General features: G+C 60.0%; 15 protein-coding genes. 8 read left to right on the forward strand and 7 right to left on the reverse strand.

Features of this window, described 5'->3' with window-relative positions; translation table 11 throughout:
* Nucleotides 1-32 precede the first annotated feature (32 nt).
* The 4 genes from LVY75_16325 to hemB form a co-directional block, all read right to left on the reverse strand.
* Complete coding sequence (locus LVY75_16325; GenBank protein XAZ24761.1) at nucleotides 33-911, reverse strand: DMT family transporter; 879 nt, start codon at nucleotides 909-911, stop codon at nucleotides 33-35.
* Entirely contained in the window at nucleotides 911-1,687 is a 777-nt protein-coding gene (locus LVY75_16330; protein ID XAZ24762.1) for an arginyltransferase, read from the reverse strand. The genes LVY75_16325 and LVY75_16330 overlap by 1 nt, the downstream gene beginning before the upstream one ends.
* A 182-nt stretch (nucleotides 1,688-1,869) precedes the next feature.
* A complete protein-coding gene (locus tag LVY75_16335; protein ID XAZ24763.1) occupies nucleotides 1,870-2,328 on the reverse strand; it encodes an RDD family protein in 459 nt (152 codons plus the stop codon).
* A 73-nt stretch (nucleotides 2,329-2,401) separates the two neighbouring features.
* Nucleotides 2,402-3,415, reverse strand: coding sequence for a porphobilinogen synthase (gene hemB, locus LVY75_16340; protein ID XAZ24764.1), 1,014 nt, complete (start codon nucleotides 3,413-3,415; stop codon nucleotides 2,402-2,404).
* A 135-nt stretch (nucleotides 3,416-3,550) separates the two neighbouring features.
* Between hemB and LVY75_16345 the strand changes: the two genes are divergently transcribed.
* The 7 genes from LVY75_16345 to LVY75_16375 all read left to right on the forward strand — a co-directional run bounded on the left by LVY75_16345 (nucleotide 3,551) and on the right by LVY75_16375 (nucleotide 10,456).
* Nucleotides 3,551-3,988 (forward strand): DUF6163 family protein, encoded by a 438-nt coding sequence (locus LVY75_16345; protein ID XAZ24765.1) that lies wholly within the window; start codon nucleotides 3,551-3,553, stop codon nucleotides 3,986-3,988.
* 128 nt (nucleotides 3,989-4,116) lie between these two features.
* Nucleotides 4,117-4,629: a MarR family winged helix-turn-helix transcriptional regulator gene (locus tag LVY75_16350; protein ID XAZ24766.1), complete on the forward strand. Its 513-nt coding sequence runs from the start codon at nucleotides 4,117-4,119 to the stop codon at nucleotides 4,627-4,629.
* 640 nt (nucleotides 4,630-5,269) lie between these two features.
* Entirely contained in the window at nucleotides 5,270-6,571 is a 1,302-nt protein-coding gene (locus LVY75_16355) for a L,D-transpeptidase family protein (GenBank protein ID XAZ24767.1), read from the forward strand.
* 179 nt (nucleotides 6,572-6,750) lie between these two features.
* The gene (locus tag LVY75_16360; GenBank protein ID XAZ24768.1) at nucleotides 6,751-8,049 is read left to right on the forward strand and encodes a serine hydroxymethyltransferase; all 1,299 of its coding nucleotides are present in this window, start codon (nucleotides 6,751-6,753) and stop codon (nucleotides 8,047-8,049) included.
* Nucleotides 8,050-8,160: 111 nt separating this feature from the next.
* Nucleotides 8,161-8,637 (forward strand): transcriptional regulator NrdR, encoded by a 477-nt coding sequence (gene nrdR, locus LVY75_16365; protein ID XAZ24769.1) that lies wholly within the window; start codon nucleotides 8,161-8,163, stop codon nucleotides 8,635-8,637.
* A 2-nt stretch (nucleotides 8,638-8,639) separates the two neighbouring features.
* A complete protein-coding gene (ribD, locus tag LVY75_16370) occupies nucleotides 8,640-9,836 on the forward strand; it encodes a bifunctional diaminohydroxyphosphoribosylaminopyrimidine deaminase/5-amino-6-(5-phosphoribosylamino)uracil reductase RibD (GenBank protein ID XAZ24770.1) in 1,197 nt (398 codons plus the stop codon).
* Nucleotides 9,836-10,456, forward strand: coding sequence for a riboflavin synthase (locus tag LVY75_16375; protein XAZ24771.1), 621 nt, complete (start codon nucleotides 9,836-9,838; stop codon nucleotides 10,454-10,456). The genes ribD and LVY75_16375 overlap by 1 nt, the downstream gene beginning before the upstream one ends.
* Here LVY75_16375 and LVY75_16380 read toward each other — a convergent pair.
* The 3 genes from LVY75_16380 to LVY75_16390 all read right to left on the reverse strand — a co-directional run bounded on the left by LVY75_16380 (nucleotide 10,437) and on the right by LVY75_16390 (nucleotide 11,972).
* Nucleotides 10,437-10,952 carry a GNAT family N-acetyltransferase gene (locus tag LVY75_16380; GenBank protein XAZ24772.1) on the reverse strand — a complete coding sequence of 172 codons (516 nt, stop codon included), beginning with the start codon at nucleotides 10,950-10,952 and terminating at the stop codon, nucleotides 10,437-10,439. The genes LVY75_16375 and LVY75_16380 overlap by 20 nt on opposite strands.
* Before the next feature lie 43 nt (nucleotides 10,953-10,995).
* Nucleotides 10,996-11,490: a cupin domain-containing protein gene (locus LVY75_16385; GenBank protein XAZ24773.1), complete on the reverse strand. Its 495-nt coding sequence runs from the start codon at nucleotides 11,488-11,490 to the stop codon at nucleotides 10,996-10,998.
* A gap of 122 nt (nucleotides 11,491-11,612) precedes the next feature.
* A complete protein-coding gene (locus tag LVY75_16390) occupies nucleotides 11,613-11,972 on the reverse strand; it encodes a hypothetical protein (protein XAZ24774.1) in 360 nt (119 codons plus the stop codon).
* Between the two features lie 342 nt (nucleotides 11,973-12,314).
* Here LVY75_16390 and LVY75_16395 point away from each other — a divergent pair, with 342 nt between their 5' ends.
* Complete coding sequence (locus tag LVY75_16395) at nucleotides 12,315-12,770, forward strand: 6,7-dimethyl-8-ribityllumazine synthase (protein XAZ24775.1); 456 nt, start codon at nucleotides 12,315-12,317, stop codon at nucleotides 12,768-12,770.
* Nucleotides 12,771-12,773 lie beyond the last annotated feature (3 nt).

Here is a 12,773-nt window from a genome sequence, read left to right on the forward strand (position 1 = left end):
ATAACAATGGATAGGTCGTAATCACTTGTCAATCAAGCGAGTTGAACGCTTCTGCCCCTCGCCATCCAGACGGAATGGCCGGCGATCGCCGCGACCAGTATCGCACCGCCGACAAGCGTCATCGTGGCTGGCGTTTCCGCGAAGATCAGCCAGACCCAAATCGGTGCAAGCACCGTTTCCAACAGGTAGAACATCCCGACTTCAGGCGCGGAAAGATATCGCGGTCCCGTCGCCAGGCACCAGAAGGCGACCGGCATCATGATGGCGCCGTTGAAGACGATCCAGCCGGGGTGAGCGATTGACAGTCCCGAAGGCAGGACCTGCGCCAGGCCGAGTGCTGCCGGCAGGATTGCGGCAAGCAGCGGCACGAAGCCCATCTCCCGGCGCGAGGCACGACCGACTGTGATGGCGGCGGCAAGCACCAGCGCGCTCAAAAGCGCCATGGCGTCGCCGAAGACGTGGCCGCTCGAAAGTCCCTCGCGCACGATCAGGCCGACGCCGAAGATCATGAACAGCATGGCGAATAAGGTCACCGGCTGCGGCTTCTCCTTGAGAAATAGCCACGACAGCAGTGCTCCGAACATCGGGTTGAAGGCAACGATGAAGACGACGTTCGCCGTGGACGTATTGAAGACTGCCAAGACGAAGGTGACGGAAGAAAGCCCGTAGAGCAGTCCGGCCAGCAGGCCGGGGCGACCGGGCACGAGCGGCGGCCACCTGCCGGAGAGCAGGCGCATCGCAACCAGGATGACGAATGTGGCAAGAACCGTCGCCAGGCTTCGCGCGCTGAGGATCGACCAGATATCGCCATCGGCGAGGCGAACGAGCGGAATGTCCATGGAAAGTGCCAGCCCGCCGATCGCCGTCAGCAGCAGGCCCTTCCGATGATCGGAAAGGTGGGGAAGGGGCATCAGTCCTGCGGATCGTCCTCGAGAGAAGAGGGATCGAAACGTTCCCAGCCGCGCGGCGTCAGATGTTCCTGCGGCTGGAAGCGCGTCTTGTAATCCATCTTCCGCGAACCTTGAACCCAGTAGCCAAGATAGACATGCGGCAGGCCGAGCGCCCTGGTGCGGTGCACGTGGTCGAGGATCATGAAAGTGCCGAGCGAACGCCGGTCGAGGTCTGGGTTGAAGTAGGAATAGACCATGGAAAGGCCGTCGCTCATCGTGTCGGTCAGCGCGGCGGCAAGCAACTCGCCCTTGGGGCGCGTCTCCAGGCCGGAACCTTCCTCGCGTCGGCGATATTCGATGATCTTCGTATTCACATGCGTATCTTCCACCATGATCGCATAGTCGAGCACGGTCATGTCGGACATGCCGCCCTGCTGGTGGCGATAATCGAGATAGCGGCGGAAGAGCGAATATTGCTCGCTCGATGGCTGGGCAGGGAATTCCGTCGCGATGATATCGGAATTGTTCGCCAGCACCCGCTTCATCGATTTGGTGGGTTCGAACTCCTGCGCGAGGATCCGCACCGACACGCAGGCCCGACAGGCCTCGCAGGCGGGGCGGTAGGCGATGTTCTGGGAACGGCGGAAGCCGCCCTGAGTCAAAATGTCGTTCATCTCTGCAGCGCGCGGACCGACGAGGTGAGTGAAGACCTTGCGCTCCATCTCATGCGGCAGATACGGACACGTAGCCGGAGCCGTCAGATAAAACTGCGGGGATGGCGTAGTCTGGGTATTCATCTCTTGCGGAGATTTCCTTTCGGGGCGCCTGTCATTCCAGACAGCATGACGCAAGAATAAAAAACGTCAACAGCACGGCATTCAGTGCCGCGCAATCGAATATTCGATTTCTTGGATATGGCGCCTTTTTGTGGCCGGCAAAGGGCGGGCGGGGACTTTATTTCGTCCCCGCCGCGAAGGAATCAGTTGGTGCGGATCGTCGCCGTGCCGACGAGGAAATCGTGCAGCAGGCGCGAGCGTTCCGTGAACAGGCCGACCAGCAGAATCAGCGGCGTCAACACCGAGTTCAGGATCCAGAAGAGTGCCAGGTGAGCAACGGCCAGGATGAAGTCCATCGGCCTTCCATCAACACGCACGATCGCGATACCCATCGCACGCATGCCAAGCGAAGCCTGCGATGGACCGCCGACAGTCAAGCCAAAGTACAGGCCTGCGACGATGACGAACAGGGCCGGATAAAGGATGAAGCCGAGCCCCAACGTGACGATCCCAAGGAAGAACACCACGATCGCCGCCGGAATGCAGAGCAGGGCGACGATGACATAGTCGAGGATGAATGCGAAGACGCGACGGCTGAGCACACCACTATAGGCGCGCCAGTCCTCCGGTGCGGCATAAAGCGGATTGGGGTTGTAGCTCATCCATATCTCCCTTCGAAAGACGATGCGGCTGATATGGTATCGTCCGGGGGAAATACAATAATTCGCCCGAAAATCACCTTTTTGCGAGGATTTTCGCCACTTCCGGCGCAAAATAGGTGAGGATGCCGTCGCAACCGGCGCGCTTGAAGGCAAGCAGCGTCTCCATCATGATCCGCTCGCCGTCTATCCAGCCGTTCATGGCTGCAGCCTTGATTTGCGAATATTCGCCGGACACCTGATAGGCGAAAGTCGGCAGGCCGAAAGCCTCCTTCACGCGCCAGCAGATGTCGATATAGGCAAGCCCTGGCTTCACCATCAGCATGTCTGCGCCTTCCTCGACATCGAGGGCGGCATCGCGCAGCGCTTCCGTACCGTTCGCCGGATTGATGTAATAGCTGTTCTTGTCGCCCTTCAGCAGGCCTTTGGTATTGATCGCCTCGCGATAGGGCCCGTAGAAGCCGGAGGAAAACTTCGTTGCATAGGACATGATGCCGACGCTCTGATGCCCGGCGGCATCGAGCCCGCGGCGGATCGCGCCGATGCGTCCGTCCATCATTTCCGAGGGAGCAATGATGTCGGCGCCGGCATCGGCCTGCAGGATCGCGGCCTTGACGACCTGGTCGACCGTCTCGTCATTGACGATCTCGCCGTCGCGCAGGATGCCGTCATGCCCGTGGCTGGTGAAGGGGTCGAGCGCCACATCAGTAATAATGCCGATATTGGGCACTGCCTTTTTGATGGCAGCCGTCGTCTGATTGATGAGGTTATTGGCGACAAGACTGTTCGACCCTGTCTCATCGCGCAATTCCATCTCTATATCGGGGAAGGTGGCGATAGCGGGGATACCAAGATCGGCCGCTTCCTTCGCCGCCTCGACCGCCTTGTCGACGCTCATGCGGTTGACACCCGGCATGGCGGCGATCGGATCGACGATGCCGGTTCCGGGGACGATGAAGATCGGCCAGATCAGATCGTCGACCGTCAGGCGGTTTTCCTGCACCAGCCGCCGCGTCCAGTCGGCCTTGCGGTTGCGCCGCATGCGCCGATGACCGGTGATTTCATCGACGAGATGTGTCTTGTCCTGCATGATATCTGTCCCTGGGCCATTCCATTTATTGGAGCGCTCATTATCATGCGCCCTGGAAAATCCAAACCGGACGATTGGCCGCGGCGGATGAAAGCCTGAAACTGAAGCCGTAACATTGAGTGTGATGTCTCGCCCATGGAAACCGATTCTCCGACGATGCCGAAACGGACGCTGACGGATATCCTCTTCATCTTCTTCCTGCGGCTCGTCGCCGTTTCCTGCTTCTGGTTCGGTCTTCAGTATTGGGCGATGCTCGTCGGTTACTCGCTGGTCGGCGCCGGCCGCTTCGATCTCTTGAGCCTGCCATGGAAGGTCGCAAGCACCAGCCTTGCCGTTCTTTTCCCGGTTGCCTCGCTCGGCCTCTGGCTCACCGTTTCCTGGGGGCCGGTCATCTGGGTGCTGGCCGCAGGCGGCCAGATCCTCATGTACGGCCTGCTGCCGCAGATCTTCGGGGCCAACCGGCTGATCATCCTGCTTCATGTGATCGTGGCCGTCATCTACTGGATTTTCAGGCTTTCCCTGTGGCTGGAGCGGCGCCGGCAGCGTCGTCAGGTAAGCGTTGATTTACCCTGATACATCAAGGGGTTTTCGTAAGTCTCTGTTAAGCCTGCGGTTTAAGTCGAATTTTATATGTATTCGATAGGGTCTCACTCAAGGCGGGAAGAAAACGACACCGCCAAACAAAACAGTGAGGCAGTCAAATGAACACGAAAATCAAGCCGCAGGCGGCATCGACTTTCCATGCACACGAGCAGGGCATCCGTGATCTTTACATGGAATCCCTTCATCTTGTTGAACGTCTTCATCGCCGTCTTCTCGACGTCATCAAGGACGAGTTCGACCGTCAGGGCCGCAGCGACGTCAACGCCATCCAGGCGCTGCTCCTTTTCAACATCGGCAACTCCGAACTCACTGCCGGCGAGCTGCGCTCCCGCGGCTACTATCTCGGCTCGAACGTTTCCTACAACGTCAAGAAGCTGGTCGACCTCGGCTTCATCAACCACCAGCGCTCGCGCATCGACCGCCGCTCGGTCCGCATCAGCCTGACCGAAACCGGCCAGGACATCGCCGAAACGGTGGCCCGGCTCTACGAACGCCACATCGCCTCGATCGACAAGGTCGGCGGCATCGGCACCGACGAGTTTACGCAGATGAACAAGCTCCTGCAGCGGCTGGATCGCTTCTGGAACGATCAGATCCTTTATCGTCTGTAAGAAGATTACGATCTGTCCCCAGGTATGAACACCAGAATGCCCTGGCCGGCGTTGGCCGCCTAAACGGGGCACGAGATGGCACAGGTGGCGTGGATCGCTCGCCACTTGAACGCCGGCGATTTCCGACCTCCATCGGCAACTTAAGCGCACGCGGTTTCCCTCCGCGAGGCGCTTTTCTGCCGTTGTGTCAAAGGCCTGCTGTCGATCAGACGGAAGCGTGTCGGCCTTTGGCACGACCGGACACCTTGATAACGCTCAAAGACATCCGCTCGCCCCTGCGTGGCATCTTTGCAACGCACTCCAGCCAAGCGAAAAGCCCCGTATTCAAGCCGTTTTTTAGTCGTTATTAACCCTCACGGTTTACCCGTCATTTGGTGCGTTGCGTCGGTTTCCGGCAACCGGCAGTCTGTCTTCCGGCCCGGCAACACGAATTGGCCATATTGATGTGACAGCGGAATATTCGATAGCCGGCGTCCTCGACGGACCATTGGCACCATCCAGGTTGCTCGCAATCTTGTGATGGGACTGGCGGAATTTCCTGCTGCGCCGGAAGAACGAACGGATAGGGATCTGCGTTAAGGCGCAGGATATCGCAAAGGGCCGCGGCTTCCTCCACCGTGGCATTGAGTGGTTGGGACGAATGTCTAAAAAGAACGGAATTGAAGCTCTCTCACGCCGCGCCTTCCTGGCGTCGGCGGCAACGGTTGGTGCCAGCGCGCTTGCCGCACCCGCATTCGCGCAATCGGCGCTTGATGGGCTCCTGAATGCCCCGAAGCGCGGCAACTGGGACGACCAGTTCGACGCCAAGGCTGCCTCGCGCACGGCGACGGCCGTCCTTTCCAATACCCCGATCCTCAGCCCGCAGTCGGTGCCGAGCACGCAGCAGGCGATCATGCAATATCAGCAGATCGCGTCCGCCGGCGGCTGGCCCGAAGTCAATCCGGGCGACCAGCGCCTGCAGCTCGGCGTCAGCTCCCCCACCGTCCAGGCCCTGCGCCAGCGTCTGGCAATCACCGGCGACCTGCCGCGTGAGGCTGGTCTTTCCAATGCTTTCGATTCTTATGTCGATGGTGCCGTCAAGCGCTTCCAGGCCCGTCACGGCCTGCCAGCCGATGGTGTGCTCGGCGAATTCACGCTGAAGGCGATGAACATTCCGGCTGATGTGCGCCTGCAGCAGTTGAACACCAACCTCATCCGCCTGCAGACTTTCCCGGAAGATCTCGGCCGTCGCCACCTGATGGTCAACATTCCGGCCGCCTATGTGGAAGCCGTTGAAGACGGCAGCGTTGCGACGCGCCATACCGCGGTTGTCGGCCGCCTGAGCCGCCCGACGCATCTCGTCAACTCGAAGGTTTACGAGGTCATTCTCAATCCGTACTGGACGGCACCCCGCTCCATCGTCGAGAAGGACATCGTGCCGCTGATGCGCAAGGATCCGACCTATCTCGAAAAGAATGCCATCCGCCTGATCGACGGCAAGGGCAACGAAGTCGCTCCCGAGACCGTCGACTGGAACGGTGAGGCGCCGAACCTGATGTTCCGTCAGGACCCGGGCAAGATCAACGCCATGGCGTCCACGAAGATCAACTTCTACAACAAGAACGGCGAGTATATGCACGACACGCCGCAGCAGGGCCTGTTCAACAAGCTCATGCGCTTTGAATCGTCCGGCTGCGTGCGCGTCCAGAACGTCCGCGACCTGTCGAACTGGCTGCTGCGTGAAACGCCCGGCTGGAACCGCCAGCAGATGGAACAGGTCATCGCCAGCGGCACCAACACGCCGATCAAGCTCGCGACCGAAGTGCCTGTTTACTTCGTCTATATCTCGGCCTGGGGCATGCCCGACGGCGTCGTCCAGTTCCGCGACGACATCTACGAGATGGACGGCAATGCCGAACTGGCGCTGGACACCACTTCGGGCATGGAGCAGCCGGTACAGTAAGTCCGGCTCACTAAATTCACGAAAGCCGCGCCGTTGCGCGGCTTTTTTCATTTCAGCGAGGCCGGACTCCACGCAAAGTGTTCGCCCCGCGCGCTTAGCCCAGCAAATGTCGTTCTTCGTATTGCCCTCGCATCGGCGGGGCGCTAATACCTTCCGCATTCCAGTGAAGGAGCCCGCCAATGACCAATGCTTCCACCGAATCCTTCTTCAATCGCTCTCTTGCAGACGTCGATCCGGAAATCTTCGGCGCGATCGGAAAGGAACTCGGTCGTCAGCGGCATGAGATCGAACTGATCGCATCCGAGAACATCGTTTCCCGTGCCGTTCTGGAAGCCCAGGGCTCCATCATGACCAACAAATATGCCGAGGGTTATCCGGGCAAGCGCTACTACGGTGGCTGCCAGTTCGTCGATATCGCCGAGGAACTGGCGATTGAGCGCGCCAAGAAGCTTTTCGGCGTGAACTTCGCCAACGTTCAGCCGAATTCCGGTTCGCAGATGAACCAGGCAGTATTCCTGGCGCTGCTGCAGCCGGGTGATACGTTCATGGGCCTCGACCTGAACTCGGGCGGTCACCTGACACATGGTTCGCCGGTCAACATGTCCGGCAAGTGGTTCAACGTCGTGTCCTACGGCGTGCGCGAAGGCGACAACCTGCTCGATATGGACGACGTCGAGCGCAAGGCGAAAGAACACAAGCCGAAGCTCATTATCGCCGGCGGCACTGCCTATTCCCGCATCTGGGACTGGAAGCGTTTCCGCGAGATCGCCGACTCGGTTGGCGCCTACCTGATGGTCGACATGGCCCACATCGCCGGTCTCGTTGCCGGTGGCGTGCATCCGTCGCCGTTCCCGCACTGCCATGTTGCGACGACCACGACCCACAAGTCGCTCCGCGGCCCGCGCGGCGGCGTCATCCTGACGAATGACGAGGATCTGGCCAAGAAGTTCAATTCGGCCGTCTTCCCGGGTCTCCAGGGCGGTCCGCTGATGCACATCATCGCCGCCAAGGCTGTTGCCTTCGGCGAAGCCCTGCAGCCGGAATTCAAGGATTATGCGGCGCAGATCGTCAAGAACGCCAAGGCGCTGGCCGAAACGCTTGTCGCAGGCGGCCTCGACGTCGTCTCCGGCGGCACCGACAACCACCTGATGCTGGTCGACTTGCGCAAGAAGAATGCCACCGGCAAGCGTGCGGAAGCCGCACTCGGACGCGCCTACATCACCTGCAACAAGAACGGCATCCCGTTTGACCCTGAAAAGCCCTTCGTCACCTCTGGCGTGCGCCTCGGCGCCCCGGCCGGCACGACGCGCGGCTTCAAGGAAGCGGAATTCCGCGAGATCGGTAACCTCATCGTCGAGGTTCTTGATGGCCTGAAGGTCGCCAATTCCGACGAGGGCAATGCTGCCGTCGAGGCTGCCGTCCGCGGCAAGGTGGTGAATCTGACCGATCGCTTCCCCATGTATGATTACATGGGCTAGAGCGCCGTGCGCCCGTTCGGGCGCACAAAGGACGCTCTAACTCTTTGAATCTACGCATCAGGCTTTCCGAAAATCGATTCCGATTTTCGGGCCGATGCTGAAGGAGAAGGCATGCGCTGCCCCTATTGCGGTTCGGAAGATACGCAGGTCAAGGATTCACGACCGGCGGAGGATAACACCTCCATCCGCCGGCGCCGTATCTGTCCTGATTGCGGCGGCCGCTTCACGACCTTCGAGCGCGTGCAGCTGCGCGAGCTGATGGTTACGAAGAAGACCGGCCGAAAGGTTCCCTTCGATCGTGACAAGCTGGTTAGGTCCTTCGATGTGGCGCTACGCAAGCGGCCCGTCGATCGCGACCGTATCGAGCGTGCTGTCTCCGGTATCGTGCGCCGGCTGGAAAGCTCGGGCGAGACGGAAATCTCTTCCGAACAGATCGGCCTGCAGGTCCTGGAAGCGTTAAAGGGCCTCGATGATGTCGGCTTCGTGCGCTACGCCTCGGTCTATCGGGATTTCTCGCATGCCGAGGATTTCGAAAAGCTGATCGCAGAGCTCAACGCCAAGATCGCCCGCGATCCGCTGGACGCATGACCATGGGCGAGGGGATCGCGCGGCCTGAGGACGAACGCTTCATGGCAGCCGCGATCCGGCTGTCGCGATGGCACACGGGCCAGACGTCCACCAATCCATCCGTCGGCTGTGTCATCGTTCGCGACGGCGCGATCGTCGGCCGCGCCGTGACGGCACTTGGCGGTCGCCCGCATGCCGAGCCCCAGGCGCTCGCCGAAGCCGGTGAACTTGCCCGCGGTGCAACCGCCTATGTCACGCTCGAACCCTGCTCGCATCACGGCAAGACGCCGCCGTGCGCCAACGCGCTGATCGCCTATGGCGTCGGGCGCGTCGTCATCAGCGTGACCGATCCCGATATCAGGGTATCCGGCCGCGGTATTTCCATGCTGCGCGATGCCGGTATCGAGGTGACGACAGGCGTGCTGGAGGCAGAAGGAAGGCAATCGCTCGCTGGATATCTCACCCGCCAGACGAAGAACCGCCCCTATGTGACTCTCAAACTTGCGGTTTCCGCCGATGGCATGATCGGCCGTGAGGGGGTAGGGCAGGTGGCGATCACCGGGCCGGAGGCGCGCGCCCAGGTACAGGCGCTGCGCGCCGAGACCGATGCCATCCTCGTCGGTATTGGCACGGCGGTCGCTGACGATCCCTTGCTGACTGTGCGCACACCGGGCCTTGAGGCACATTCGCCTATCCGCATCGTGCTCGATCCCACTCTGGCGTTGCCGCTGGATAGCAAGCTGGTCGAGACGGCGCGCGACGTGCCGGTCATTGTGGTTGCGAATGAAGTCATGTCGCCGCTGCAGGCAGATGCGGAAGGAATTCCCCCTGCGCCCCAAGCGATCGCCGCTCTTCTCATGCCCGGCGAGCCAGAGGGCGACAGCGCTGATGCCGCCGACATGGATGCTCGCCGTAGTGCGCTCGAAGCAGCCGGCGTCGAGGTTCTCTACTGCAATCCTTACCACCCGGAAATCCTCTTGCCGGCCCTCGCCACCCGCGGCATCTCCTCGCTTCTGGTGGAAGGCGGCGCTAAGACCGCGAAGCTTTTCCTCCAAACCGGTCTCGTTGATCGCATTCAGCTCTATCAGGCGCCTGTCGTCATCGGCGAGGGCGGTATTGAATCCCCGCTGCAGGCAACCGACATACCATCCGGTTTCGCCCACAGAGGCACTTACATATTCGGCGCGGACCGCCTGGACGAATACGAAAGAGAGAATTGATGTTCACCGGAATTGTCACTGATGTCGGCACGATCGAATCCGTTTCGCCGTTGAAGGAAGGCATTAAGCTCCGTGTCGCGACGAATTACGATCCGACGACCATCGATATGGGCGCATCGATCTCGCATTCGGGCATCTGCCTCACGGTAACGGGTCTGCCGCAGGAGGGCAGCAACGGCCGCTGGTTCGAGGTGGAGGCATGGGAAGAGGCACTGCGCCTGACCACCGTATCCAGCTGGCAGGCGGGCAGCCACATCAATCTCGAGCGTTCGCTGAAGATCGGCGACGAGCTTGGTGGCCATATCGTGTCAGGCCATGTCGATGGCAAGGCTGAAATCCTGTCGGTGACGGAGGAGGGCGATGCGACCCGCTTCCGCCTGCGTGCGCCGGTCCATCTCGCGAAATTTGTGGCGCCCAAGGGCTCGATTGCACTCGACGGCACATCACTGACCGTCAATGCCGTCGACGGCACGGATTTTGATGTGCTGCTGATCCGCCATACCCTGGAGGTCACGACCTGGGGCGAACGCAGGGCTGGTGACTTCGTCAATTTCGAGGTCGATACGATGGCCCGTTATGCGGCCCGGCTTGCCGAGTTTCCTAGCGCGAAAACTGAATGATCGGGCCGTTATAGTCCGCCCGCGCCATTTCCTTGAAACCGAGTTTTTCGGCGACCTTCAGCGATGATATATTGTCCGGGCTGATAATGCAGGTCATCGGCCGTGCCGGAAATTGTGCTTCGCCCCAGCTGATGATCGCCTTCAGTGCCTCGGTGGCGTAGCCCTTGCCGTGGACTGAGGGCATCAGTGCCCAGCCCACCTCCATCGTCCCTTCGATCGAGGGCTGCATATCTCGCTTGGCCTCCAGGAAACCCGCTTCGCCGATGAAGCGGCCGCTTTCCTTTTCCTCGATCGCGAAGAAACCGAATCCCATGTAGTGCCACATGCCGGCAATCCGCAGCAGCCGCGCCCAGCTCTGCTCGCGGGTGGAGGGCACGCCGCTGATGAAGCGCACCACATCCTCGTCGCGCCAGAGTTCGAAATGCGCGTCGAAATCGTCGCGCCGATGCGGACGCAGAATGAGCCGCCCGGTTTCAAGTGTCGGAATATCGGTCATGAAAATGCTGCTCTGAAATGAAGTTGCGATGACGGAGCTGATATCAGAATCCGGGCTCTCCATCCCAGTAGTCCAGAGCGTTCTCTCCCCTGCCGATATGGTCGAAGGAGCTGCCGTCGCGGTTGGTCTTGGCGAGGAACTTGCCGGAATCGGGATATTCGCAGATCTCGGTCTTCGCCTTGGTCGACAGGCCAAGATAGATGAGCGGCGTTGATCCGGTATTGATGATCTGATGGGCAGTTTCCGGCCCGCCCGAGGGAGCGCCCAGTACATCGCCCTTTTTGATTGGGTGGCGCTGGTCGCCGAAGCGATATTCGCCTGTGCCCTCGATGATGTAGAAAAGTTCGTCTTCCACATGGTGGTTGTGGAAAGGGCAGCCGGATTTGCCTGATGGTACTTCACTGTAGCTTATGCCGAGATTGGCAAGCCCAAGATCCTTTCCGAAAGACGTATCGCGGCTTTCGAAGAGGCTTCCCCTCGTCCAGTGTTCGAGGGACAGATCGGCCGTGTTGATGACCGGTTTCGCATTCGTCGCCATAGAGTCCTCCGCTTTGGCGAGAAGACAATCCTATCCGGCGGAAAATGCAACAGTGATTTCGTCAATGACGGTATGGGCGGCGAGGAGATAACCGCCCATACTCGCCTGCCAAGTCGGCAGCCTCAGCGAACGTAGAACGTAATGCTGCCGTCGGCTGCCTGTTCGGCGTTCACGACATTGCGGATATTGACACCATCATTGTTGAGCTGGTGTGCCAGCGACTTGTTGGCGTCGATGGAAGCCTGAATGGCGTGGACAGCGCTTTGCGAGCGCTGAGGGGCAGATCGCGGGCCGGTCATTTCGTCGTCGAGGTGGTGCCAGTTATAGACGGGCTCGACGTTGAAGTCATTGCCGTGGAAGCTGCGAAGCGTCTGCTCGATACCCGCTGCAGTATTCATCCCTAGGCTTTCAGCCCGGCTAACGCCGGCGAATGCAAGGGACGAGAAAGTTGCGGCAATGGCGATTTTAGCAACGCGGTTCATGATGGTATCCTTTCGTCTACCGCGACGGTCGGCTGTCTACAGGGATCGTCTGGTTACGACTAAGATTTGGCGTTGCAGCATTGATCTTTCAATGACTTAAGCCACTGAAAAGCAATTACAAATTGTTCACGAAACCTGCCTTGGTTTTGCCACTTTTCAGCTGCCTGGCTAAGCGTGGATTTGGCGCCGTAGCGTCTGATAAAGACGGGTCCAGCTATCCCATTGCAGATATTTTGTCTTTCCTCCGAGAGCGCCGCCCGAATTTGCTTGCCATTCGCTCGAAGGCATGTTTTGACCGCGGCCTGCCTGAGTGGAAAATGCCCCGCCAACTGAAGGTGACCCATGCCGAAAGAGACCGCTCCCCATATTTTGATCGTCGAAGCACGCTTCTATGACGACATGGCCGATGCTCTTCTGGAAGGCGCGACTTTCGCGTTGGAAGAGGCTGGCGCCACTTACAACGTTGTCACCGTGCCCGGCGCGCTGGAAATTCCGGCGGCGATTGCCATGGCGCTCGATGGCGCGGATAATGACGGCACGCAGTACGACGGTTTCGTCGCCCTCGGCATGGTCATCCGCGGCGAGACCTACCATTTCGACATCGTCTCGAACGAGTCCTCGCGTGCCCTGATGGATCTCGCCGTGAGCGAGTCTCTGGCCATCGGCAACGGCATCCTGACCGTCGAGAATGATGAACAAGCATGGGCGCGTGCGCGCCGTTCGGATAAGGACAAGGGCGGTTTTGCCGCCCGCGCAGCTCTCACGATGATCGAGCTGAAGAAGAAGCTGGGTGCATAAAGA

The organism is Sinorhizobium sp. B11 (assembly GCA_039725955.1).
Taxonomy (GTDB): domain Bacteria; phylum Pseudomonadota; class Alphaproteobacteria; order Rhizobiales; family Rhizobiaceae; genus Rhizobium.

Bases quoted from the DNA above. Each gene is read 5' to 3' on its own strand.
- hemB (XAZ24764.1), bottom strand. From the start codon at position 3,415: ATGCAGGACAAGACACATCTCGTCGATGAAATCACCGGTCATCGGCGC.
- LVY75_16345 (XAZ24765.1), top strand. From the start codon at position 3,551: ATGGAAACCGATTCTCCGACGATGCCGAAACGGACGCTGACGGATATC.
- LVY75_16325 (XAZ24761.1), bottom strand. From the start codon at position 911: ATGCCCCTTCCCCACCTTTCCGATCATCGGAAGGGCCTGCTGCTGACG.
- LVY75_16355 (XAZ24767.1), top strand. From the start codon at position 5,270: ATGTCTAAAAAGAACGGAATTGAAGCTCTCTCACGCCGCGCCTTCCTG.
- LVY75_16330 (XAZ24762.1), bottom strand. From the start codon at position 1,687: ATGAATACCCAGACTACGCCATCCCCGCAGTTTTATCTGACGGCTCCG.
- LVY75_16395 (XAZ24775.1), top strand. From the start codon at position 12,315: ATGCCGAAAGAGACCGCTCCCCATATTTTGATCGTCGAAGCACGCTTC.
- LVY75_16385 (XAZ24773.1), bottom strand. From the start codon at position 11,490: ATGGCGACGAATGCGAAACCGGTCATCAACACGGCCGATCTGTCCCTC.
- LVY75_16375 (XAZ24771.1), top strand. From the start codon at position 9,836: ATGTTCACCGGAATTGTCACTGATGTCGGCACGATCGAATCCGTTTCG.
- LVY75_16360 (XAZ24768.1), top strand. From the start codon at position 6,751: ATGACCAATGCTTCCACCGAATCCTTCTTCAATCGCTCTCTTGCAGAC.
- LVY75_16335 (XAZ24763.1), bottom strand. From the start codon at position 2,328: ATGAGCTACAACCCCAATCCGCTTTATGCCGCACCGGAGGACTGGCGC.
- nrdR (XAZ24769.1), top strand. From the start codon at position 8,161: ATGCGCTGCCCCTATTGCGGTTCGGAAGATACGCAGGTCAAGGATTCA.
- LVY75_16390 (XAZ24774.1), bottom strand. From the start codon at position 11,972: ATGAACCGCGTTGCTAAAATCGCCATTGCCGCAACTTTCTCGTCCCTT.
- LVY75_16350 (XAZ24766.1), top strand. From the start codon at position 4,117: ATGAACACGAAAATCAAGCCGCAGGCGGCATCGACTTTCCATGCACAC.
- LVY75_16380 (XAZ24772.1), bottom strand. From the start codon at position 10,952: ATGACCGATATTCCGACACTTGAAACCGGGCGGCTCATTCTGCGTCCG.
- ribD (XAZ24770.1), top strand. From the start codon at position 8,640: ATGGGCGAGGGGATCGCGCGGCCTGAGGACGAACGCTTCATGGCAGCC.